Source organism: Paraburkholderia sp. WS6 (assembly GCF_030464835.1).
GTDB lineage: Bacteria > Pseudomonadota > Gammaproteobacteria > Burkholderiales > Burkholderiaceae > Paraburkholderia > Paraburkholderia madseniana.
Map to the genome: position 1 here is coordinate 1 of NZ_JALQCK010000013.1, position 21,913 is coordinate 21,913.

Genomic DNA, 21,913 nt, shown 5'->3' on the forward strand with positions numbered 1-21,913 from the left:
CTGCCGTGGCGGCCTGCAACACGGGAAACCAGTCCAGTGGAAATTGAACGGCGGGGCCGTCGGACATGTCGATGAACATGTGCACGCGGTCAAAATGCACGTCCACCGCAGCGCGGTTCATGGCCATCTCCTGAAGTGAATCAGCTTAAAGATAGACCGCGGCAGAGCGGCATTCAAGAAAGAAGGCAGGAAAGAAGGCCTGCGCCAGCGCTGGTGTTTCGGGCAATTATCACCGGGGTGGGCTTGTACGCCTTGGGCGGCTCGTTACCCGGACAGGAAGCGAAGTGGGAGCCGTCCCTGAAACCGAATGTAAAACTATGCGCGACTGCTACCCGGAACTGCTATCCTGAGAATCCTAGCAGCCGCGAAACCAAGCCGGACAAGGCTCACCGGCCATCTGCTGCGAGTCCCTGATTCGCCACAACTGCAAGAAAAAGCCGCTGATCCGCAAGGTCAGCGGCTTTTTTGTTTTGGTCTTCCAAATAGCAACAGCAAGGAGGTTTCTTGATGACGTTCCGCACCGCCGCGCTTGCCGTGGCCACCGCATCCGTCGCGCTTTTCACCGCCGCATCGCAACTCTCCGTCAACGCCCAAACGCCGCCCGACAGTCAGTGGCGCGCCAGTCCAATCACGCTTTCGACGTTGCTGCAGGACGGCTACAAAATCGTCGCCGTAGTAAACGGCGCGCACGGCAATGCCGGCTCGGCCGATACGATTTTCGTTCAGCGCGATCAGAGCGCCTTCAAATGTATCGACCCGTCTCTGGCCGATGCAAAAACCAAGGCTGCGTGCTTCGAACTGGTTCAGCCGTCAGGCGCCGCCCCCGAATCCAAATAGGCGGATGACTTTGCAGAATCGAGTCATCGGCTTTAACGCTCGCAACGAAAAAGGAGCTGGCTTACGCTCGCTCCTTCGCACTATCTTTGCCGGATCCTGCGCCAACTAAAACGGACAAGCCCCACGCTCACCGATCCACCAGCCGGCTGAGATTCCCGCGCACCCGTTGCAGCAGCGCGATGAGCTGCTTCGCTTCTTCGTCGGTAAAACCGTTCAGCGCTTCGAGCGCGATTTCATCGCCCACTTTGCGGGCCTTGCCGAGCGTGCGCGCGGCCTTCGGTGTCATGCGCACCTGGCGTTCGCGGCGATCCTCCGGATTGGCCGTGCGCTCGATCCAGCCGCCCTCCTCCATCCGGTCCAGCAGACGCCCCGCCGAAATGGGCGCGACTTCGAGCAGGTCCGCGAGCCGCGCCTGATTGACGTCGCCGTAATGGGCGAGGTTGGCCAGCACGCGGCACTGCGCGCGCGTCAGATCGACCGATGACTTCGCGAGATCGTCGAAACGCTTGCCTGTCAGGCGGCCGACGTCGGAAATCAGAAAGCCGAAGCGTTCTTCGAGTTGGATGGTCATGGGCCGATTATACGAAAGGCTTCCGTTTGTCAGCGTCGAAATGGGCGCAAAACCGGCGCAACGGGCGCAATTCAGGCTCCGCATAAATCCTGGTGGGCGGATGCGCTTGCAGCCAATATAATAAGCATGCTTACTATCTCGAAGGTCCCACTCCCCCATGTCCACCGACTCCGCGTCGACGAGCGCCGCCCGGCTCAATCGGCCGATGATCACCATCTCGATCATGCTCGCGACGCTGATCCAGACGCTCGACAGCACCATCGCCAACGTCGCGCTGCCTCACATGCAGGGCACGCTGTCGGCGTCGCAGGATGAGATCACGTGGGTGCTGACCTCGTACATCGTCGCGGCCGCGATCGCCACGCCGCTGACCGGCTGGCTGTCCGACCGGCTGAGCGTCAAGCGGCTGCTGATCTTCTCGATCGGCGGCTTCACGGTGGCCTCGGCGCTATGCGGCTTGTCGGAAACGCTGACGCAGATCGTCGCATCGCGTTTGCTGCAGGGGATTTTCGGGGCCTCGCTGGTGCCGCTGTCGCAGTCGATCCTGCTCGACATCAATCCGCGCGAAAAGCAGGGCCAGGCGATGGCGGTGTGGGGCATGGGCGTGATGGTCGGACCGATTCTCGGGCCGACGCTCGGCGGCTGGCTCACCGATAGCTACAACTGGCGCTGGGTGTTTTTCATCAACGTGCCGATCGGCGCGTTTGCGCTGTTCGGCGTGGCCACCTTCCTACCCGCGCGTGAACCGAAGCACGACGCGAAATTCGACGCGTTCGGCTTTGCCACCCTGGGTCTCGCGATTGGCGCGCTGCAGGCAATGCTCGACCGCGGCGAGCAACTCGACTGGTTCGGTTCGAATGAGATTGTCATCGAGGCGCTGGTCGCTGCGATCAGCTTCGCGTTCTTCCTCGTGCATACGGCGACGGTCGGCAAGAAATCGTTCTTCAAATATGAGTTGCTGAAGGACCCGAACTTCGCCACCGGCACGTTCTTCATCTTCGTGATCGGCGCGGTGATGTATGCGACGCGCGCGTTGCTGCCGCCAATGCTGCAAAACCTGATGAACTATCCCGTCGCGACCACGGGCCTCGTCACGGCGCCGAGCGGCGCGGGAACCATGGTCGCGATGCTGTTCGCCGGACGGCTATTGAAGCGGATCGACGCGCGGCTTCTCCTGCTCGCCGGCTTCCTGATCTCCGCGTTCGCACTGTGGCAGATGATGCATTACACGATCGTGCTGTCGGAGTCGGACATCGTCTGGCCTGGCGTGGTGCAGGGCTTTGGTCTCGGCCTCGTGTTCGTGCCATTGAGCGCGCTGACCTTCTCCACGCTTATGCCCGAACTGCGCGCCGACGGCACTGCGACGTACAGCCTGATGCGCAACATCGGCAGCAGTATCGGCATTTCGATCGTGCAGACGCTGATGACCCGCAACACGCAGGTCTCGCATGCTGACCTCGCAGCGAATGTCACGCCGTTCAATCCGGCAATCCAGTCGATGCTCAATAGCGGCTCGAATTACGACCTGGCGGTGCTGAATGCGTCGATTACGCAGCAGGCGTCGATGATCGCCTATCTGAACGACTTCAAGCTGATGTTCGTGGCGACGCTACTGGTCATTCCGCTGCTGCTGTTGATCCGCCCAGCGCACCAGGCGCCGGATGCATCAGTGGCGCACGCGGCGATGGATTGAGCACGATGATGCCGTCAAGCGGGAGCGGCAGCGCTTTCGCGTCACACTCACGCTTCGATTCTTCCTCGCGTCACGCCCAGCAATCCCGCCATTGCGTCTCGCGCCGCCGTTGCATCACGGTCGCGGATCGCTTCGAACACCGCCGTGTGTTCGGCCAGCGACGCGTTGAACACGTCTGCGCGTTTCGCGTTCAGGCGTAGCTGCGCTTCCAATGTGCGCTCGATTAGCGTGCCGAGCGGGATCAGCAATTCGTTGCTGCATGCCGTCAGCACGCTCAGATGAAATTGCAGATCGGCGCGCACCCATTCATCGACGTTACGCGCCCCGACCATCGACGCATGCGCTGCCGCGAGCGCATTGAAGGTGTTGCCGGTATGCGAGGCCGCCGCCAGACCCGCCGCGTACGGCTCGATCATCTCGCGCATTTCCTGCAGCTTGAGCGCGAAGGCCATCGGCTCGGCGACGCGCGAATACCAGTCGAGTACATCGACATCGAGCAGATTCCACGCATGTTTCGGCCGCACCCGTGTGCCCACCCGTGGCCGCGATTCGATCAGCCCTTTCGACGTCAGCGTACGCAGCGCCTCGCGCAACACCGTCCGACTCACGCCGAAGGTGTCCATCAACTCCGCCTCGCGCGGCAGGATCGAATCGGGCGCGTAGTCGCCGCGCAGAATCGCGGTCGCCAGCAGATGGGCGACGCGCCCATGCAGATCGTGCTGAATAGCTTTCTCCCAGCAGCCTCTCGGCGCTATTGATATCGGACCTGAGCCCGGAACGACCGCGATTATCCGGCATCTCAACCCGCCAACCTCCGCCTTCGGCGCCGTTGCGGCGTTGGCATGCTGGCCGGCGTTCGGTTGCGGCGTCATCGTCGCCGTCGCCCGGCGAGTATCCAGCCGCCCCGGCCGGCATCTTTACCAACTTCAGGCCACTATTTGGCCAATAGTACTATTAATAGTACTTAATCGCACTTTTGTTGTAGCATGTGAATCCTCGAAATTGTCCGCACACGCAGGCACCCAAGCCGCAAGGAGACGCACACCATGAAAATCACCAAGCTCGAAACCTTCATCGTTCCGCCGCGCTGGTGCTTCCTGAAGATCGAGACGGACGAAGGCATCGTCGGCTGGGGCGAGCCGGTGGTCGAGGGCCGCGCACATACCGTGGCGGCCGCCGTCGAGGAGCTGTCCGACTATCTGATCGGCAAAGACCCGCTACTGATCGAAGACCACTGGCAGGTGATGTACCGCTCGGGCTTCTATCGCGGCGGCCCGATCACGATGAGCGCGATTGCCGGCGTCGACCAGGCGCTGTGGGACATCAAGGGCAAGCATCATGGCGTGCCGATTCATGCGCTGCTCGGCGGCCAGGTGCGCGACAAGATCAAGGTGTATTCGTGGATCGGCGGCGACCGTCCGAGCGACGTCGCGAATAACGCGCGTGCCGTGGTCGAACGCGGCTTCAAGGCAGTGAAGATGAACGGCTCCGAAGAGCTGCAGATCATCGACACCTTCGACAAGGTGCAAGGCGTCATCAACAACGTCGCCGCCGTGCGCGAAGCGGTGGGACCGAACATCGGCATCGGCGTGGACTTCCACGGCCGCGTGCATAAGCCGATGGCGAAGGTGCTGGCCAAGGAACTCGACCCGTACAAGCTGCTCTTCATCGAAGAGCCGGTGTTGTCGGAAAACGCGGAAGCCTTGCGCGACATCGTCAACCAGACCAACACGCCGATCGCGCTGGGCGAACGTCTGTATTCGCGCTGGGACTTCAAGCACATCCTGTCGGGCGGCTACGTCGACATCATCCAGCCGGACGCGTCGCACGCGGGCGGGATCACCGAGTGCCGCAAGATCGCGTCGATGGCCGAGGCGTACGACGTCGCGCTCGCGCTGCACTGCCCGCTCGGCCCGATCGCCTTGGCCACCTGCCTGCAAATCGACGCGGTGAGCTACAACGCGTTCATTCAGGAACAGAGCCTGGGCATTCACTACAACCAGGGCAACGACCTGCTCGACTACATCAAGAACCCCGAAGTCTTCAAATACGAAGACGGCTTCGTGTCGATTCCGCAAGGCCCGGGCCTCGGCATCGAAGTGAACGAAGAGAAGGTGCGCGAGATGGCGAAGGTCGGCCACCGCTGGCGCAATCCGGTGTGGCGCCATGAGGATGGTAGCGTCGCGGAATGGTAATTGCCGGCGCACACGTTACGGCTGACGTAGCGTGTGCCGTCTCAGTTACGTAACACCCCGGACCGAACCGGCCGGAATACGCCCTTCGCGGCACTTTGCCGGCGCGGTCACACCACCCGCAAAGCCTTACCCACAAAGGCTTTCAAGCCGTTTGTTCGGCATCAGACATACGCATGGCCCGCTCCTTGCTCAAATGCATTCAAAACGACAAATGCATCGGGGAACATCATGGGCGAATTCCTTCCAGACTATCTGCTACGCGAACAGGCCGCCGTCGGCGCGCTGGTGGTGTTCGGCGTGCTTCGCATCATCGGCGCGATGCTCGCGTACGAACGCGGCTGGCGCATCTCGGTGGTCGAAAAATGCTTTATCGCTGCCGCGGTGCTGTACTGCCTGCCGCAACTCTTCGAGCTGCTGACCCACATGTACAGCTCACGTGCCGCAGGCGCGGAACTGGAAGGCAAAGCAGCGGGCTGCGCGATCGCGCTCTTCTGCGCGCCGATTCTCGGACATCGGCTCGGCCTCGAATGATCCGTTTCATCGAACGGACGCTCATCATGCGACCGCGAAAGAGACCTGCGAGCCCCGCGAAACCTGCCTACCGAGCCGGCGACGTCCTGACGCTCAGGTCCGGCGGACGTCCGATGACCGCCACCTGGAGCGGACCGGTGCTGTTCGCGCCGGGCAACTGGTTGATCTGCCAGTGGTTCGGCAACGACGGCGAACTGCAGCAGGAAATGTTTCCGGAAGAGACGCTGAAACGGGCGCACAACACGCTCGCCGCCTAAAGGGCAGTAACGGATCAGCCGGCCACCGCCGGGCGACCGTGTGTATTGCGCCGCACGCCTTTGCTGTGCGGCGCTTTTTTTAGCCTTAACTGCCCAACGCTGCGAATGCCGGCACGCTGTGCGACAACACGGCCGCTGCGACGAACACGCCGACCATCGCCAGCGCTTCGAGATAGAGCACGTTGACGAAGGTATGCGCGTCCATCGTCGAGGCCGTGCGGCGCAGGCGCGGCAGCGCCGAGAAGCGATTGAGGCCGCCGAGCACCAGCGCAAGCGCGACTAGCGCGAGCTTCAGCGTCAGCACATGGCCCCACGTGCTCATCTGGATGGCTTCGAACGAGCCGCCCGATCCACGCACGGCATTGAAGACCCCGGTGAGCAGCACCAACCCGACCGCCACAACGGATACGTGCGACACCTGCGTCGCCGTGCGGATCAGCATCCCGCGCGCGGTCGACGTGCCAAGCGCGGGCAATACCGCGAGCCCCGCCGCCATCGCCAGTCCGCCCCAGACGCTCGTCACCAGCACATGCAGCGTCTGCATGCCGATCGCCGCCGAGGCCGGGCCGGCATCCGCCGCATGTCCGAGCGACGCCTTGCCCGCCGCAATCGCGATCACCGCGAGCCACAGCAGTGCATTGCGCAGCATGCCCGTATGACTGGCCATGGCCGTGCCCAGCAGCACCAGCGCGCCGGCGAACGCCACGCTCCAGCCGTAACCGACATGGGTTTGCGTCAAGACAGTCGGCACCACCCCAATCGCCGCCGGCAACGCGACGCCGCTCATCGACGCCGCCTGATACAGCAGCCAGCCCAGATCCGCGAGCACCAGCACGACGGTGGCGGTCAGCATCGACCGTTGCGCGCGCAACCAGGCGGGCCGTGCGGGGTTGATCTTGGTTTGCGCGTCCTTGGCGAGCCAGGCGCTGAGCAGCGCCGAACCGACGGCAAACGCAAACGCGACATTCATGAGCGCGGCCATCGCGACCTGCCCGATCCACAGTCCGTCCATGCTCATTTGACGATGAACGCGAAGTTGCCTTGCGTACGGTGGCCGTCCGTGGCAACCGCGATCCAGTGCACCGCGTAGCGGCCAGCCGTCAACTGCGGCAGCGCCAGGTGCATCACCTTTGCATCACTTTGGTCAACTTGCGACGCAGCCGGCGCGGCGGGCTTGCCGCTCGCGTCGCTGAGTTCGATCCGGCTGAAAGCCGGTTCGAGCGGCTCGGTGAAATGGATCGTCACTTCAGTGGCAGTGGCCACTTCGGCGTTCGCCGCCGGCTCGCTCGACACCAGATGCGCATGCGCAAAAGCCGTGGACGTCATGACCAGCGCCGCGGCGCCGAACGTCAACGCACGGAGCGCCGGACGGGAAAAATTGAATAGCTTCAATAGCTTCATGTAAGGCCGATAGCTTGTGGAAAGTAAAACGGTAGACGGTGAGCCGAAGGTCGTCCACATCAGAGGGACGCCGGCGCGCCCGGAAGTGTACGCTTCGATGGCCGGCGCGCCAGTCGGTTCAACCTGCTTTGTTATGCAGGCCCATGGGAACGACATGTGCATCTACGATCCGGCAGACAAAAATCGAGATGGCCGCCCCGCTTGCCAGCCAACGACGCGCGTCAAACTGTCGCATCGCCGTGACACCCGGAACCTTCTCTAATGTGGCAAATAGTCACCATCACCCTTCGATGATAGAATGCTGCGTCGCCGCAGCGCCGGCTGCCCTTCACACCGAGCCGCTCGAAGTTCGGTCAGGTCCCCGATTTTGATGGAGTTACGCGTGTCTTCAAGACGCATTTTCCGCCCGTTGCTTGCCCTTCTGCTGATCGGCTCCGCGGGTGTCTATAGCGCTGCGAAAGCGCAGACTCAACCGAAGGCCCCCGATACGATGGAAGCGCGCGTGCAAGGCTGCACGGCCTGCCACGGCTCCCATGGCCAAGGTACCGACAACGACTACTTCCCGCGTCTCGCAGGCAAGCCGGCCGACTATCTGTACAACCAGTTGCAGAACTTCCGCGAAGGGCGCCGCAAATACCCGCCGATGAACTACCTCGTCACGTATCTCTCGGACGACTACCTTCATCAGATCGCCACGTACTTCTCGCAACAACGCCCGCCCTACCCCACGCCGGCCAAGCCGACCGTGTCGGCGGCCATCGTTGCGCGCGGCCAGCAGATCGTCCTGAACGGCGACGCATCCAAACAGATTCCGGCTTGCGCGGCTTGCCACGGCAAGGCATTGACCGGCATGGAACCCGCTATCCCGGGTCTGGTCGGCCTGCACGCTGACTACATGAGCGCGCAATTGGGCGCATGGCGTTCGGGCTCGCGCCATGCCATCGCACCGGATTGCATGCACACCATCGCCACCCGCCTGACTGACGAAGACGTGAACGCCGTCGCTGCCTGGCTTGCCACGCAAAAGGCTCCACAAAACCCCGTGCCGGCTCCGGCCCGCTCGTTGAAGACTCCGCTTGCCTGCGGCAGCGAACCGCAATAAGGCACCGGGAGAGACACTCAAATGAAACGCAAGTCTTTGTTCGCCCTCTCGGCAGTCGTCGTCGTTGCGGCTGCCGCACTCGTTCCCGTCCTGTGGTCGGGCGGCGACAACCTGCATAACGGCACGGCCATGGCGGCAACGCCCGCCGACCAGGCCGCACTGATCAAGAAGGGCGAGTACCTCGCCCGCGCCGGCGACTGTATCGCCTGCCACACGGTGCGCGGCGGCAAGCAGTTCGCCGGCGGCCTGCCGATGGCTACGCCATTCGGCACGATGTTCACACCGAACATCACGCCTGACGACCAGTACGGTATCGGCAAGTGGACGCAGGACGACTTCTACCGCGCGATGCACACGGGCCGTTCGAAAGACGGCAGCCTGCTGTACCCGGGCTTCCCGTTCACGAGCTACACAAAGGTCACGCGCGCCGACTCGGACGCGATCTACGCGTACCTGCGCTCGGTCACGCCGGTCAATGTGGCGAGCCGTCCGCACGAACTGAAATTCCCGTTCAACCAGCGCAACATGCTGATTGGGTGGCGCACGCTGTTCTTCCGCGAAGGCGAGTACAAGGCTGATCCGACCAAGTCGGTCGAATGGAACCGTGGCGCGTACCTGATCGAAGGCCTCGGCCACTGCGGCATGTGCCACACGTCGATCAACGCCATGGGCGGCCCGGTCAACTCGGCTGCGTTTGCCGGCGGCCTGATCCCGCTGCAGAACTGGTATGCACCGTCGTTGACGTCGAACAAGGAAGCCGGCCTCGGCGACTGGGAAACCAAAGACATCGCCGATCTGCTGAAGACCGGTGTGTCGAACCGCGGCGCGGTGTTCGGTCCGATGGCTGAAGTGGTTCACAACAGCCTGCAGTACATGTCGGACGAAGACATCAACGCGATGGCCACGTACCTGAAGACGATTCCGCAGAAGAGCGAAGCGCCGGAACCGCTGCAGCTCGAGACCTCGGAAAAGTTCGGTGGCGAACTGTTGAAGCAAGGTCAGAAGATCTACGCTGACAACTGCGCGAAGTGTCACGCGGAAAACGGTCTTGGTATGCCGCCGTCCTTCCCGCCGCTGGCGAACAACCAGTCGATCCAGATGCCGTCGGCGGTCAACCCGATCCGTATGGTGCTGAACGGCGGTTACCCGCCGAGCACGGAAGCCAACCCGCATCCGTACGGTATGCCGCCGTTCGCACAGGCACTGTCGAACACGGAAGTGGCCGCTGTCGTGACGTACATTCGTATGTCGTGGGGCAACCATGGTACGGCTGTGTCGCCGCAGCAAGTGTCTGATCTGCGTTCGGCGCCGCTCGACTAAGCGGCGTTAGATGTACCGGGGGCGCGGCCTGCGGAATACGCGGCCGCGCCCTTCGTTTTTGCAGGACCGGTATCATGTGGGTACAAACCCTTATGAAACCGCGCAGGAGGAAAGAGCCGTGCATGTCGGTGAGCGTTTCAACAGCATTACCCATCTCGTCGGCGCCGTGCTGTCGGTGGCGGGGCTGGCTACGCTCGTGACAATGGGCGCGCTCGACGGCGACGCGTACAAGGTGGTGAGTTTCAGCGTCTACGGTGCGATGCTGTTCGTGCTGTATGCTATCTCGACGCTCTACCACAGCGTGCGTAACCCGCGTGTCAAAGCGGTTCTGCAAAAATGCGACCATTCGGCGATCTATCTGTTGATCGCCGGCAGCTACACCCCGTTCACGCTGGTCACTTTGCGTGGGCCGTGGGGCTGGTCGCTATTCGGCGTAAGCTGGGGGCTTGCCGCTCTCGGCATCGTGCAGGAACTGACGCTCGGGCGACGCACCCGCAGCGTTTCGATGGTGCTGTATGTCTTGATGGGATGGCTCGCGCTCGTTGCCGTCCGCCCGCTGGTTCAAGCTTTACCGGCAGCGGGTACCGCCTGGCTCGTGGCCGGCGGGGTCATCTACAGCGCCGGCATCTACTTCTTCATCAACGACGAGCGCATCCGGCACGGACATGGTATCTGGCACCTGTTCGTACTGGCGGGCAGTCTGTGTCAATTCGTCAGTGTTGCGCGCTACGTCGCGTGACATCCCACGGCGGCGAAATGCAACTTAAGGCCAGTCAACGTGTCTGCATAGCGCGTTGAAGCATTCGGCACGCATTTGAGCGTGCCGCCGATTTCTCTGCGACCGGAACTGGGCTTTGGCCTCGAACGCGCCATAGAGGCGTGTTCATGCCGTGCCTGTACCCGCTGGTACCCGCCTGGGTCCATTGGGTGCCGTCTGGTGCCGTTCGCGAAACTGCATTGCAAAGAGCATTTATGTCTTTTGATTCCCTCGGCTTGTCCGAACCGCTGGTCCGCGCTGTACACGAACTCGGCTACACCACCCCGACTCCGATCCAGACACAAGCAATCCCCGCCGTGCTCAACGGCGGCGACCTGCTGGCTGGCGCGCAGACCGGCACCGGCAAGACCGCCGGCTTCACGCTGCCGATCCTGCAGCGTCTGAACACCATGCCCGCCGTCACCACGGCGTCGGGCAAGCGCGTTGTCCGTGCACTGATCCTCACGCCGACGCGTGAGCTGGCCGCACAGGTCGAAGAAAGCGTGCGCGCCTACGGCAAGTACCTGAAGCTGAAGTCGACCGTGATGTTCGGCGGCGTCGGCATCAATCCGCAAATCGGCGCGCTGCGCAGCGGCGTGGACATCGTCGTCGCGACGCCGGGCCGTTTGCTCGACCACATGCAGCAGAAGACCATCGACCTGTCGCATCTCGAGATTCTCGTGCTCGACGAAGCGGACCGCATGCTGGACATGGGCTTCATCCATGACATCAAGCGCGTGCTCGCGAAGTTGCCGCCGAAGCGTCAGAATCTGCTGTTCTCGGCTACGTTCTCCGACGAGATCAAGACCCTCGCCGACAATCTGCTCGACTCGCCGGCGCTGATCGAAGTCGCCCGGCGCAACACGACGGCTGAACTCGTCGCACAAAAGATTCACCCGGTCGACCGCGACAAGAAGCGTGAGCTGCTCACGCACCTCATCAAGCAACACAACTGGTTCCAGGTGCTAGTGTTCACGCGCACCAAGCACGGCGCGAACCGCCTTGCCGAACAACTGACGAAAGACGGCATCAGCGCACTGGCGATTCACGGCAACAAGAGCCAGTCGGCCCGCACACGCGCGCTCGCCGAGTTCAAGGACGCCACACTGCAAGTGCTGGTCGCGACCGACATCGCCGCACGCGGTATCGATATCGATCAGCTGCCGCACGTGGTCAACTACGATTTGCCGAACGTGCCGGAAGATTACGTGCACCGCATCGGCCGCACGGGTCGTGCAGGCGCATCGGGCGAAGCGATTTCGCTGGTGTGCGTCGACGAACTGCAATTGCTGAAGGACATCGAGAAGCTGATCAAGCGTCAGGTGCCGCAGGAAGTGATCGCCGGTTTTGAGCCGGATCCGACTGCGAAGCCGGAACCGATTCTGCGCCGTGGCCAGGGCGGTGGTGGCGGCGGTGGCAATCGTCAGCCGCGTCAGAGCCAGGGTGCGCCGAAGCGCGACGGCGGCCAGCGTGACGGCGGCCGCCGCGATGGCGCGTCGTCGGCCAAGCCCGCACAACGTTCGGGTCAGCGTCCGGCGAATGGTCAGCAGCAGCCGAAGCCGCAAGGTGCGAAACCGGCCGGCAACGGCGGCCAGCCGCGCCGCGACGGCCAGCGTCATGACGGTCAGCCGCGTGCGGCGGCGCACGAAGGCAGCGCCGCGCAACATGCGCCGCGCAAACCGCAGGCTGCAAAGCCGCAAGGCGGTAATCCGGGTGCTTTGCTGGGTGGCGCAAAGCCGCGCAACGACGCGCCGCGCGGCGGCCAGCCGACGCGCAGCGGCCAGCGCGGCCGTTAAGGTTCAAGCACTGCCTGCTCGCTAGCCGTAGTCCCAGACTATCGGCTAGCCGCAGCGGCAGCCTGCTTCAGGTGCTCGATCTGCCGTTCCCATCGATCGAGCACCGCATCCCCTTCCCCTTCCAGTTCAAACGTGATGCCGCTCGTCAGGCGCGCATAACGCACGCTCTGCGCCTCCCCTGTGTCGATCGAGCCGATGAGGTACACGAGGCCGCTGTCGTCGCCTGTTAGGCCCGCTAGCGGCGTCAAACGCAACTGCACCTGATAGAACGCCTCGTCGCAGACGAACGTCAGCGCGGCCCGGCCGTTTTGCGCGATCACGCGTGCCGCCCGAGCCTGTGGCCACAATGCGACGCACAGCGAGCGCGAATCAGGCGCGTACAACTCGCCGACGCCAAGCAGCGACGTGCGCACATGGCCGTTTGCATCGACGGTGAGCAGCGACGCGGTGAACCCCGTCTTGCTCGCCAGCGACGACCCGTCGAACAACGTGCGGACGGAGTCGGGCCATTCGTCGAACACGTTCTGTTCGAGCGGACGTTCGGGTGAAGGAGAATCGCTCATGGTATCGATCCAGTCAGTGGCGAGTTGCCGAGGTTGCGAAGGCTGCCGAGGATCAATCATGCCTCGAAAAACAAATGGCCCGCACAAGCGGGCCATTCATCTTCATCTGTCCACCGCGAACTCAGCAGAAAAACCTCAACGAAAGAACACGTGCTGCGTGATCTTGGCGAGCGGATAATGCACGCCCGGCTGAATCTTGGCCGGCAGATCGAGCGGCTTGAGCAGCATCTTCACGCACATGTCCGCTGACAGATTGCGCCGAACCAGCGCATTGATGCGCGCGGCGCGTTCGCGGTTATAGGCCGAATCGTGCACGCGTTCCGGATAACGAATCGCGAAAACATGGCGCAACGCGATCTCCGAGTCTTCGTTCTTGATCTCAATCACACGCCGCATCAATGCGCCGAGAACCGCAAGACGGCCATTGCCTTCGATCTTGTTGTACTTCTTGAAGAACTTGAAAAAGTGTTTGTAGTGACGGACTTCGTCAGTGCGAATGTTGTCGGTGATCTGCTTGAGCACGGGCTCGTCCGAACATTCGCCAATCGCGCGATACAGCGTTGCGGTACCCGTTTCCACCACACAGCGCGCGACCATCTCGAGCGCGCGGGTCTTTTCGAAGTCTTCGACCGAACACGTCAGCGAATACTCTTCCATGAAATTGCGGAACGCGGTGTCCCAATCGAACTCAGGCCAGACGTAGGCGACATACGTCTTGAGCGCCCGGCCATGCTGCATTTCTTCCGGCTCCCATTCCTGGTTGAGCCAGGCCGAGACTTCAGGGTCGCCGTCGAAGAAAGTGCTCAGATTACTGGTGTAAAGATCGGTACCGCTTTCGATAAACGAAGCGGCGCACAACAGAAGCAGCAGGTCCTCGTTAGCGACGGCCTTCTGACGGTCTATGCGGGTGAGGTCGATATCCTCGATCCGCCAGGGCATCACATGGTTCAGCTCAGTGTGCATTGTGTCTTTGCTCCGAAAGCTGTATCGACTCGTGGAGCGCTCGAAACCGCCCACTATCGCAAGGGCGGTCCGCCGTGTCAGATACAGCGCCTTGATTAGAGTTAGAGTTAACCCCTTGTATCCTGCATCTTAGCCGGTGTTTCACAATTCTGCAGATAACCCAGCACAGACCGTGCCGAACCACCGCAGTTCCAATTTCACGGTAGTCGATTCCTTCAGTTGGTTACAAGCGGCGCAAGCAAGGCAAAAAAAAGCCAACTCGAAGAGCTGGCTTTGGCTTGAAAAGAGACTGCACGTCAAACGCGGCAAGGCTCGCTGCGAAACACAACGGCCACCGGCAACGCCGTCATGCGGGCTGAACGCCGTCGAGAAGCCGGACGCGCCGCATACGCCACGCGACCACGACAAGCGACAACCCCGACAACACTGCCGCAATCAGGACGTAGTAACTTGGCGCCAGCTTGTCGCCGGTCAAGTGAATGAAGGTCTCCACGATCGTCGGTGCAAAACCGCCGAAAATCGTTACGCCGATGCTGTAACCGATTGAAAGACCGGTCGAGCGCACCTGTGTTGGAAAGATCTCGGACATCAGTGCGGGCATCGGTCCGGAGTAAGCCGCCTTGAAAATTCCGGCGGTGCCTTGCAAGAGCAGGAGCCAGCCGATCGTCGGATGCGACTGCAGCAAAGCGAACATCGGATAGATCAGCAAGCCCATCAGGATCGACGTGGTCAGCATGATGCGAATCCGGCCGATGCGGTCGGACAATGCGCCCATCACGGGCGACAGCAGGAACTGCAAGCCGCCGTTGAGCACCACCACCCCGAACGACGCAGCAGCCGGCATGTGCAACTGCTTCACCGCATACATCGGCATGTAGAGCTGCAGCACATACACGCCGACTGTAGATTGCGCGACGATGCCCACGGCCAGCAGCAGATTCACCCACTGATTGCTGAACGACGCGTCCTTCTCGTCAGACACCACCTGATGCTTGCTCGCGGACTCACGTGCTTTACGCAAGGCGAGAAACTCCGGCGTCTCGTCGAGATGCGAACGGATGTAATAGCCCACCGGCCCGACCAGCAGACCGAAGATAAACGGAAGTCGCCAGCCCCAGCTATTGAGTTGCTCAGGCGGCATCCACGCGGTCAGGAGCGAACCAAAGGCCGCCGCGGTGATCGCGGCCAGACCCTGGCTCGCGAACTGCCAACTCGCGTAGTAGCCACGCCGTGACGCGCTGTGTTCGACCATGAAGGCCGTCGCGCTGCCGAACTCACCGCCCACCGCGAAACCTTGCACGAGCCGCGCGAGCAGGATCAACACGGGCGCCGCAAGACCGATCGACGCATACGGTGGCATCACCGCCATCGTAAAGGTGCCGACCATCATCAGCGCGATGGCGAGCGTGAGCGCCGCCTTGCGGCCCTTGCGGTCGCCGTAGACGCCCAGCACGATCGCACCCAGCGGCCGCATCAGAAACGAAATGCCGAAGGTGGCAATGGCGAGCAGCGTAGAGAGCCACTCGTCCTGCATCGGGAAGAACTGTTTCGCGATGATGGTCGCGAAGTAACCGTAAACCAGAAAGTCGAACCACTCGAGCGCATTGCCGACCGACGACGAAAACACGATACGCCGCACCATCGCTTTGGAAAGCGGTGCGGACGTGGAATGCGGGGATGCTGTCGCGGATTGCGACGCGGGGATGTTCATTTAGAACCCCGCTGCCAATCCGTCGCGACGGCTGTCGCTTGCCGCCACATAGCCGCGGTCCGGATCGTTGCGGTCGAGCTTCCAGATGTACTGGCCGGAGCCGAAGTCCATGTACGGATCGTCGACCGACTTGATCGTGTGACCCAGCTTCTCCAGCGCCGCGGCCGTCGTCGGATCGAGCGTCGATTCGATGTCGATCGTGAAGTCGCGGTTGACCTTCCAGCGCGGCGCGTCGCAGGCGGCCTGCGGTTGCTGACCGTAGTCGAGCATCCGCACGATCGATTGCAGGTGGCCTTGCGGCTGCATATCGCCGCCCATCACACCGAAGCTCATCACCGCTTCCTGCTTGCCGTCCACCTGCTGCGTCAGGAACGACGGGATGATCGTGTGGAACGGCCGTTTGCCGCCCTCAACCACGTTCGGCGACTTCGGGTCCATCGAGAAGCCGCAGCCGCGGTTCTGCATCGCGATGCCGCTATCGGGCACCACGATGCCCGAGCCGAAGCCCATGTAGTTCGACTGGATGAAGCTGACCATCATGCCGCGCTCGTCCGCCACCGACATGTAGATCGTGCCGCCGGCCTTCGGCATGCCGAAGTCGAATTGCGTGGCACGCTTGTGATCGATCAGCTTCGCGCGCGACGTGAGGTACGCGTCGTCGAGCATCTGCTCGGGCGTGACGTCCATCGAGCGCGGATCGGCGACGTAGCGGTAGACGTCGGCGAATGCCAGCTTCATCGCTTCGATTTGCAAATGCTGCGACTCGACGTTGTCGACGGCGAGTTCCTTCACGTCGAATTTTTCGAGGATGCCCAGCGCGATCAGCGCCGCGATGCCCTGGCCGTTCGGCGGAATTTCATGCACGGTGTAGCCGCGATAATCCTTGCCGATCGGCTCGACCCAATCCGCTTTGTAGTTGCGCAGGTCGTCGAGGGTCAACGCGCCGCCGCCTTCACGCGCAAACGCCGCGATCTGCTCGGCGATCTCGCCTTCGTAGTACGCACGCGGACCTTGTTCGGCGAGCTTGCGCAACGTCTTCGCGTGGCCGGGAAAGCGCACCAGTTCGCTGACTTCCGGCGCGCGGCCGCGCGGCATGAAGGTTTGCGCGAAGCCCGGCAGGTCCTTCAATTCGGGTACGGCTGCCGCCCATTTGTAGGCGACGATGCTCGCCACCGCATGGCCGCGCTCGGCGATCTCGATCGCCGGCTCCATCAGATCGGCAAACGGCAGCGAGCCGAATTTCTGATGCAATGCTTCCCAGCCGGCGATCACGCCCGGCACCGTCACGGCATCCCAGCCGCGCTTGGGTTGTTTGGCAAGACCGTTTTCCTCACCGTACTTGCGCTTGAAGTAATCGACGTTCCAGGCCGCCGGCGACACACCGGAAGCGTTCAGACCATGCAGCTTCTTGCCGTCCCACACCAGCGCAAAGGCGTCACCGCCGAGGCCGCACGAGACCGGCTCGACCACCGTGATGGCGGCGGCCGCCGCGATCGCCGCGTCGACGGCATTGCCGCCTTTCCACAGCATCCGCAGACCGGCTTGCGCGGCAAGCGGATGCGAAGTCGAAACGATATTGCGCGCGAATACAGGCAGACGCGGCGTCGGATAGGGGTTTTGCCAGTTGAAGCCAGTCATGTCGAACACTCTCGAAAGCGCGGTCCGGCGCGTTCTATAACGCCGGAAACCATGGAAACGGGTAACACTCAGGTAAAACTCAGGTAGCACGCGGGGTACAACGCGGAGCCTTGGATTGCAGCGCGATCCGGCACAAAAAACAAATTCATTTATCAAATGAATAAATGCGTAAATGACCTGAATAGGTCGCCGCAGGGTCGCCCTGGACCCGAACCATGACGCATGAGTTGGCAGACAAGACGCGCGATGGTCTTACAATACGCTCACCCTCGTTCACGCATTACCCGTTTGCCGGCTCGGCTTGTCGCGCCGGTGACGGGCAGCGCCGACAAAAACCCACGACCCGAGACACATGACCCGAGACCCCCGCCTGACTCTCAACGCCCGGCAACAGGAACTGCTGGAGTGGGTGCAACGCGACGGCTTCGTGACCGTGGACGAACTCGCGGCCCACTTCGACGTGACGCCGCAGACGATCCGCCGCGACGTCAACTGGCTCGCCGACATGAACCTGCTGCGCCGCTATCACGGCGGCGCAAGTCTGCCGACCAGCTCCGAGAACGTCTCGTACACGGCGCGTCAGCGGATGTTCCACGAAGAGAAGCGGCGCATTGCGACGCTAGTGGCCACTCACATTCCCGATCAGGCGTCCCTCTTCATCAACCTCGGCACGACGACCGAAGAAGTCGCACGAGCGCTCAACCGGCATCGCGGCCTGCGCGTGATCACCAACAATCTGAATGTCGCCAGCATGATGAGCGGCTATCCGGATTGCGAAGTGCTGGTGACGGGCGGCATCGTGCGGCCGTGGGATAAGGGCATCGTCGGCGAACTGGCGATCGACTTCATCCGGCAGTTCAAGGTGGACTTCGCGATCATCGGTACGTCGAGCATTGAAACGGACGGCACGCTGCGCGATTTCGACACCCGCGAAGTGCGCGTGGCCGAGGCGATCATCCAGCATGCACGCACCGTGTTTCTCGCCGCCGACAACTCCAAATTCGGCCGTCCGGCGCTCGTTCGCCAAGGTCACCTCGATCAGATCGACGCGCTTTTCACCGACGCCGCGCCACCCGCCGAGATGAACGAAACGCTCGCCGCCGCCAACTGCCAGGTGTATATCGCCGAGTGATCCCAGGCGTCTTCCGCCATGTTGCAGTGCACGCGAAACTTCGAGTGAAATCAAGGATCTGGTCGCTGCCCTAAACCGCCTCTGCGGGTCGCAATTGTCAAAGGGAAAATTTACTGGTGCCCCTTTGGTGTTTGTCCGGCGGTTGACTACACTCCAGTTCCCCGGCGTCCGTTCCGCGTTACGCGGAGTGCCGGCAGCGTGAACCTGTCGTGATAGCCGCACCTCCCGCCTGATCCTCTAGCGGACTCCACTGGCATCGTGCCAGTCGCCTCCAAGGCCGTCCGCGTTTGCTTGACATGGAGAGAACGATGCTGAGTCCGCATGAATTCGCCACGTTGTTGCTCGTCAAGGACGCTCCCAATCAAGTCGATATGGAGCGAGAAGAACTCGACGCCTTGCTGGAACGCCAGCTTGTGCAACTTGAACGGCTCGCGTCGGGCAACGAACAATGGCGCGTAACCGAAACCGGCGACAGTGCGCTGCGGGCCATCAAGCGTTTTTCCTAGTACCCTGGATTACAAAGCAAAGCGGCCGGATCAACGGCCGCTTTGTTGTGCCCAATTCATTTACGCAGTAAATTGACGCGACGGACCTTCTGCCTTCGCGCATGCCAAAAACGCTCTCTTCCGACGACATCCAGCAATTCCGCGAAACCATGCGGCGCGTAGCCGAAAACGCATTCGCCACGCGCGGCGCGCAAGGCGTGACGATGCGCGAACTGGCGAGGGAACTGGGTTGCAGCGCGATGACGCCCTATCGCTACTTCCGCGACAAAGACGAAATCCTTGCGATGGTCCGCGCGGCGGCGTTCAACCGTTTCGCGGCGCGACTCGAAGCCGTGGCGAAGGAAGCGCCCGCGACCGACCGTTCCGCCGTCAGCGACGCCTACGTGGCGTTCGCACTCGACGAGCCGCACGCCTACCGCCTGATGTTCGATCTGACGCAGCAGGAAGGCGCTTATCCGGAACTCCAGGCCGCATCGCACCGCGCCTGGCGTATGCTCGGGGCACATTTCGAGCAGCTCGTTGCCGCGGGCCTTCTGGAAGGCGATCCGGAATTGATCGGTTACGCCTACTGGGCAAGCCTGCACGGCTTCACCATGCTGGCGCTCGCCAATCAGTTGCCTTTGCCACAGGCGCAACAAGCCGCAGGGAGCAACGCGCCGACGCGCGAGGCCGTCTTCGCGCAGATTCGTCGGATGTTGTGGCGCGGGGCGCAGCCGCAGCGCGGCTAGTCGCGCGTTAGCTCCGAGTCAGCCTATCAACCCACTCGACGCGAATATCCGAGCGGGAAGGACTGGGTGGAAAACACCAGGCGTGAAGCTCAGCCCGCGCGCAAGGTCGGATCGGCCGCCGCGCGCCAGCTCAATGCTTTGGCTCGCTGGTCGGTGAAGAAAGTCACCCACTGATTACGCGCTTGCGGGTCCGCACTCGCACCGAGGCTCGTGTAATGCTGTGCCAGCGACGCCTGAAACGCGCAGTAATCGTCCTTCGACAGCTTGCCGCGCCGGTTCGCCACATACGCATCGAACAGCGTCGCGTAGACGCCTTGCGCGTCGTTGCCGTAGTCGACCGTCTGGGCACTGCACATCTGCTGCAACGATGCGAACGAAGGTGCGCCCATCGTCCCGTTCAAGCTCGGCGAGCTGATGCATCCCGTCAGGAGCGCTGCGGCGCCGATTATCCAAAATCCACGCATGAATTCACCTCGAAATGGCTGCTTCCGAGAGTATCGTCCGTGGCCGCGCGTTACGCCACCAACTTAGCCAACCGCTAGAGGGGTCCGTAAGAAAACCGAACTTTACTTTTTCGAATATGTTCATTAAAGTTCGCAAACGAACACTATCGGTTCAATAGTTTTTCCAAACCAGTTTCTGAATACGACGCAGAGGACACAGCAGGTGACGCAAGGCTCGAGATACGATTTGCTCGTCGTGGGCGGCGGGATCAACGGCGCAGGCATCGCACGCGATGCGGCGGGCCGCGGCCTGTCGGTGCTGCTCTGCGAACAGGACGATCTGGCGTCCCATACGTCGTCGGCCAGCACCAAGCTGATTCATGGCGGCTTGCGCTACCTCGAGTACCGCGAGTTCGGGCTGGTGCGCAAAGCCCTGCAGGAGCGCGAAACGCTGCTGCGCGCCGCGCCGCACATCATGTGGCCGCTGCGCTTCGTGATGCCGCACATGCCCGATCTGCGCCCGGCCTGGCTGATCCGCGCCGGCCTGTTCCTTTACGATCACCTCGCCAAACGCGAACTGCTGCCCGGCTCGCGCGGCATCGTGATGCGCAACCATCCTGCCGGCGCGCCGCTGGTCGATTCGATCAAGCGCGGTTTCGTGTATTCGGACGGCTGGGTGAATGACGCGCGTCTGGTCGTGCTGAACGCGCTGGATGCGAAGGAACGCGGTGCAAAGATTCTCACGCGCACCAAGCTGCTGAGCGCGGTGCGCGCCGGCGGCGAATGGCGAGCGCAACTCAAGCGCGAGGACGGCACGATCCTCGACGTGCGCGCCGCTTCGATTGCGAATGCGGCGGGACCGTGGGTCGGCGAATTGCTGCATGGCGCGCTCGGCCGCGAGGCGACGCACAGCGTGCGCCTCGTGAAAGGCAGCCATATCGTCACGCGCCGTCTGTTCGAACACGATCACGCGTACATCTTCCAGAATCCGGACAAGCGGATCATCTTCGCGATTCCCTACGAACACGATTACACGCTGATCGGCACGACCGACCTCGAATATCGCGGCGACCCGTCGCAAGTGGCGATCAACGCCGACGAAACGCAGTACCTGTGCGATTCGATCAACCGCTACTTCAAAGAGAAGATTTCGCCGCAAGACGTGCGCTGGACCTACTCGGGCGTGCGTCCGCTGCTCGAGGAAGAAGGCGCGGACAATCCATCGGCGGTTACGCGCGACTACTCGCTCGAACTCGATGCACCTGCGGGCGAAGCGCCGCTGCTGTCGGTGTTCGGCGGCAAGATCACGACCTTCCGCAAGCTGGCGGAAGAAGCCGTCGACAAACTCGCGTACGCGCTGCATAACGGCACACCCTCGTGGACGGCCGGTGCGCCGTTGCCTGGTGGCGATATTCCGCAAGCCAACTTCGAGCGCTTCCTCGCCGGCTTCAAGCAGCAGAATGCGTGGCTGCCCGCCGATCTGGCTCACCGCCTCGCGCGTGCATACGGCACGCGCGTGAAAAATATCATTGGCAACGCGCGCTCGGTGGCCGACCTCGGCCGCGCTTTCGCGCCGGGTCTCTACGAAGCCGAACTCACTTATTTGCGCGACACCGAATGGGCGCGCAGCGCGCAGGACGTCCTGTGGCGCCGCTCGAAACTCGGCCTGCACGTCGAACCGGGCACGCTCGATTCGATCACACATGACATTGACGCATGGTTCGCCCGCGAGCCGTTCCGACAGAGTGCCTAGCTAACAGTTAGTTAGA

General features: G+C 62.3%; 22 protein-coding genes. 13 read left to right on the forward strand and 9 right to left on the reverse strand.

Annotation, left to right across the window (positions count from 1 at the left end):
• The first annotated feature begins 507 nt into the window (after positions 1-507).
• The gene (locus tag M0D64_RS17220; protein ID WP_266258627.1) at positions 508-837 is read left to right on the forward strand and encodes a hypothetical protein; all 330 of its coding nucleotides are present in this window, start codon (positions 508-510) and stop codon (positions 835-837) included.
• Between the two features lie 127 nt (positions 838-964).
• On the opposite strand, the gene M0D64_RS17225 is transcribed toward M0D64_RS17220, so the two are convergent.
• Positions 965-1,408: a MarR family winged helix-turn-helix transcriptional regulator gene (locus M0D64_RS17225; RefSeq protein ID WP_266258628.1), complete on the reverse strand. Its 444-nt coding sequence runs from the start codon at positions 1,406-1,408 to the stop codon at positions 965-967.
• A 157-nt stretch (positions 1,409-1,565) separates the two neighbouring features.
• Here M0D64_RS17225 and M0D64_RS17230 point away from each other — a divergent pair, with 157 nt between their 5' ends.
• Complete coding sequence (locus tag M0D64_RS17230) at positions 1,566-3,101, forward strand: DHA2 family efflux MFS transporter permease subunit (protein ID WP_266258630.1); 1,536 nt, start codon at positions 1,566-1,568, stop codon at positions 3,099-3,101.
• 47 nt (positions 3,102-3,148) lie between these two features.
• Here the strand turns inward: M0D64_RS17230 and M0D64_RS17235 are convergent, their stop codons facing one another.
• Positions 3,149-3,826 carry a FadR/GntR family transcriptional regulator gene (locus tag M0D64_RS17235; protein WP_266258733.1) on the reverse strand — a complete coding sequence of 226 codons (678 nt, stop codon included), beginning with the start codon at positions 3,824-3,826 and terminating at the stop codon, positions 3,149-3,151.
• Between the two features lie 321 nt (positions 3,827-4,147).
• Here M0D64_RS17235 and dgoD point away from each other — a divergent pair, with 321 nt between their 5' ends.
• From dgoD to M0D64_RS17250, 3 genes are all read left to right on the forward strand, one after another.
• Positions 4,148-5,296 (forward strand): galactonate dehydratase, encoded by a 1,149-nt coding sequence (gene dgoD, locus M0D64_RS17240; RefSeq protein WP_012434262.1) that lies wholly within the window; start codon positions 4,148-4,150, stop codon positions 5,294-5,296.
• 228 nt (positions 5,297-5,524) lie between these two features.
• Positions 5,525-5,827 carry a hypothetical protein gene (locus tag M0D64_RS17245; protein ID WP_154558043.1) on the forward strand — a complete coding sequence of 101 codons (303 nt, stop codon included), beginning with the start codon at positions 5,525-5,527 and terminating at the stop codon, positions 5,825-5,827.
• Between the two features lie 26 nt (positions 5,828-5,853).
• Positions 5,854-6,084, forward strand: coding sequence for a YodC family protein (locus tag M0D64_RS17250; protein ID WP_154558044.1), 231 nt, complete (start codon positions 5,854-5,856; stop codon positions 6,082-6,084).
• An 85-nt stretch (positions 6,085-6,169) separates the two neighbouring features.
• On the opposite strand, the gene M0D64_RS17255 is transcribed toward M0D64_RS17250, so the two are convergent.
• Together M0D64_RS17255 and copC are read right to left on the reverse strand one after the other, a co-directional pair.
• Positions 6,170-7,102, reverse strand: a complete 933-nt coding sequence (locus M0D64_RS17255; RefSeq protein ID WP_266258631.1) for a CopD family protein — start codon at positions 7,100-7,102, stop codon at positions 6,170-6,172.
• Positions 7,099-7,485: a copper homeostasis periplasmic binding protein CopC gene (copC, locus tag M0D64_RS17260; RefSeq protein ID WP_266258632.1), complete on the reverse strand. Its 387-nt coding sequence runs from the start codon at positions 7,483-7,485 to the stop codon at positions 7,099-7,101. The genes M0D64_RS17255 and copC overlap by 4 nt, the downstream gene beginning before the upstream one ends.
• Positions 7,486-7,855: 370 nt before the next feature.
• Between copC and M0D64_RS17265 the strand changes: the two genes are divergently transcribed.
• From M0D64_RS17265 to M0D64_RS17280, 4 genes are all read left to right on the forward strand, one after another.
• Positions 7,856-8,587, forward strand: coding sequence for a cytochrome c (locus M0D64_RS17265; protein ID WP_154558047.1), 732 nt, complete (start codon positions 7,856-7,858; stop codon positions 8,585-8,587).
• A gap of 21 nt (positions 8,588-8,608) precedes the next feature.
• Entirely contained in the window at positions 8,609-9,907 is a 1,299-nt protein-coding gene (locus M0D64_RS17270; protein ID WP_154558048.1) for a cytochrome c, read from the forward strand.
• A gap of 118 nt (positions 9,908-10,025) precedes the next feature.
• Positions 10,026-10,646: a hemolysin III family protein gene (locus M0D64_RS17275; protein ID WP_093635539.1), complete on the forward strand. Its 621-nt coding sequence runs from the start codon at positions 10,026-10,028 to the stop codon at positions 10,644-10,646.
• A gap of 233 nt (positions 10,647-10,879) precedes the next feature.
• A complete protein-coding gene (locus tag M0D64_RS17280; protein WP_211701924.1) occupies positions 10,880-12,460 on the forward strand; it encodes a DEAD/DEAH box helicase in 1,581 nt (526 codons plus the stop codon).
• 38 nt (positions 12,461-12,498) lie between these two features.
• Here M0D64_RS17280 and M0D64_RS17285 read toward each other — a convergent pair whose 3' ends face one another.
• The 4 genes from M0D64_RS17285 to ggt all read right to left on the reverse strand — a co-directional run bounded on the left by M0D64_RS17285 (position 12,499) and on the right by ggt (position 17,335).
• Positions 12,499-13,023, reverse strand: a complete 525-nt coding sequence (locus M0D64_RS17285; protein WP_266258633.1) for a pyridoxamine 5'-phosphate oxidase family protein — start codon at positions 13,021-13,023, stop codon at positions 12,499-12,501.
• A gap of 135 nt (positions 13,024-13,158) precedes the next feature.
• The gene (locus M0D64_RS17290; RefSeq protein WP_154558052.1) at positions 13,159-13,986 is read right to left on the reverse strand and encodes a ferritin-like domain-containing protein; all 828 of its coding nucleotides are present in this window, start codon (positions 13,984-13,986) and stop codon (positions 13,159-13,161) included.
• 346 nt (positions 13,987-14,332) lie between these two features.
• Positions 14,333-15,697: an MFS transporter gene (locus M0D64_RS17295; protein WP_266258634.1), complete on the reverse strand. Its 1,365-nt coding sequence runs from the start codon at positions 15,695-15,697 to the stop codon at positions 14,333-14,335.
• Positions 15,698-17,335, reverse strand: coding sequence for a gamma-glutamyltransferase (gene ggt / locus M0D64_RS17300; protein ID WP_266258635.1), 1,638 nt, complete (start codon positions 17,333-17,335; stop codon positions 15,698-15,700). It abuts the gene before it with no gap.
• A gap of 352 nt (positions 17,336-17,687) precedes the next feature.
• Between ggt and M0D64_RS17305 the strand changes: the two genes are divergently transcribed.
• From M0D64_RS17305 to M0D64_RS17315, 3 genes are all read left to right on the forward strand, one after another.
• Complete coding sequence (locus M0D64_RS17305; RefSeq protein WP_266258636.1) at positions 17,688-18,467, forward strand: DeoR/GlpR family DNA-binding transcription regulator; 780 nt, start codon at positions 17,688-17,690, stop codon at positions 18,465-18,467.
• A 308-nt stretch (positions 18,468-18,775) separates the two neighbouring features.
• Positions 18,776-18,973, forward strand: a complete 198-nt coding sequence (locus M0D64_RS17310; RefSeq protein ID WP_054034465.1) for a hypothetical protein — start codon at positions 18,776-18,778, stop codon at positions 18,971-18,973.
• Between the two features lie 101 nt (positions 18,974-19,074).
• A complete protein-coding gene (locus tag M0D64_RS17315) occupies positions 19,075-19,701 on the forward strand; it encodes a TetR/AcrR family transcriptional regulator (protein ID WP_266258637.1) in 627 nt (208 codons plus the stop codon).
• An 89-nt stretch (positions 19,702-19,790) separates the two neighbouring features.
• Here the strand turns inward: M0D64_RS17315 and M0D64_RS17320 are convergent, their stop codons facing one another.
• Positions 19,791-20,165 (reverse strand): hypothetical protein, encoded by a 375-nt coding sequence (locus tag M0D64_RS17320; RefSeq protein ID WP_266258638.1) that lies wholly within the window; start codon positions 20,163-20,165, stop codon positions 19,791-19,793.
• Positions 20,166-20,367: 202 nt separating this feature from the next.
• Between M0D64_RS17320 and glpD the strand changes: the two genes are divergently transcribed.
• The gene (gene glpD / locus M0D64_RS17325; RefSeq protein ID WP_266258639.1) at positions 20,368-21,897 is read left to right on the forward strand and encodes a glycerol-3-phosphate dehydrogenase; all 1,530 of its coding nucleotides are present in this window, start codon (positions 20,368-20,370) and stop codon (positions 21,895-21,897) included.
• Positions 21,898-21,913: the final 16 nt, after the last annotated feature.

Coding starts and splice junctions, on each gene's coding strand:
- M0D64_RS17245 (WP_154558043.1), top strand. CDS start 5,525: ATGGGCGAATTCCTTCCAGACTATCTGCTACGCGAACAGGCCGCCGTC.
- copC (WP_266258632.1), bottom strand. CDS start 7,485: ATGAAGCTATTGAAGCTATTCAATTTTTCCCGTCCGGCGCTCCGTGCG.
- M0D64_RS17290 (WP_154558052.1), bottom strand. CDS start 13,986: ATGCACACTGAGCTGAACCATGTGATGCCCTGGCGGATCGAGGATATC.
- M0D64_RS17295 (WP_266258634.1), bottom strand. CDS start 15,697: ATGAACATCCCCGCGTCGCAATCCGCGACAGCATCCCCGCATTCCACG.
- M0D64_RS17305 (WP_266258636.1), top strand. CDS start 17,688: ATGACCCGAGACCCCCGCCTGACTCTCAACGCCCGGCAACAGGAACTG.
- M0D64_RS17225 (WP_266258628.1), bottom strand. CDS start 1,408: ATGACCATCCAACTCGAAGAACGCTTCGGCTTTCTGATTTCCGACGTC.
- M0D64_RS17285 (WP_266258633.1), bottom strand. CDS start 13,023: ATGAGCGATTCTCCTTCACCCGAACGTCCGCTCGAACAGAACGTGTTC.
- dgoD (WP_012434262.1), top strand. CDS start 4,148: ATGAAAATCACCAAGCTCGAAACCTTCATCGTTCCGCCGCGCTGGTGC.
- M0D64_RS17255 (WP_266258631.1), bottom strand. CDS start 7,102: ATGAGCATGGACGGACTGTGGATCGGGCAGGTCGCGATGGCCGCGCTC.
- M0D64_RS17220 (WP_266258627.1), top strand. CDS start 508: ATGACGTTCCGCACCGCCGCGCTTGCCGTGGCCACCGCATCCGTCGCG.
- ggt (WP_266258635.1), bottom strand. CDS start 17,335: ATGACTGGCTTCAACTGGCAAAACCCCTATCCGACGCCGCGTCTGCCT.
- M0D64_RS17270 (WP_154558048.1), top strand. CDS start 8,609: ATGAAACGCAAGTCTTTGTTCGCCCTCTCGGCAGTCGTCGTCGTTGCG.
- M0D64_RS17250 (WP_154558044.1), top strand. CDS start 5,854: ATGCGACCGCGAAAGAGACCTGCGAGCCCCGCGAAACCTGCCTACCGA.
- M0D64_RS17320 (WP_266258638.1), bottom strand. CDS start 20,165: ATGCGTGGATTTTGGATAATCGGCGCCGCAGCGCTCCTGACGGGATGC.
- M0D64_RS17280 (WP_211701924.1), top strand. CDS start 10,880: ATGTCTTTTGATTCCCTCGGCTTGTCCGAACCGCTGGTCCGCGCTGTA.
- M0D64_RS17265 (WP_154558047.1), top strand. CDS start 7,856: ATGGAGTTACGCGTGTCTTCAAGACGCATTTTCCGCCCGTTGCTTGCC.
- M0D64_RS17310 (WP_054034465.1), top strand. CDS start 18,776: ATGCTGAGTCCGCATGAATTCGCCACGTTGTTGCTCGTCAAGGACGCT.
- M0D64_RS17230 (WP_266258630.1), top strand. CDS start 1,566: ATGTCCACCGACTCCGCGTCGACGAGCGCCGCCCGGCTCAATCGGCCG.
- M0D64_RS17315 (WP_266258637.1), top strand. CDS start 19,075: ATGCCAAAAACGCTCTCTTCCGACGACATCCAGCAATTCCGCGAAACC.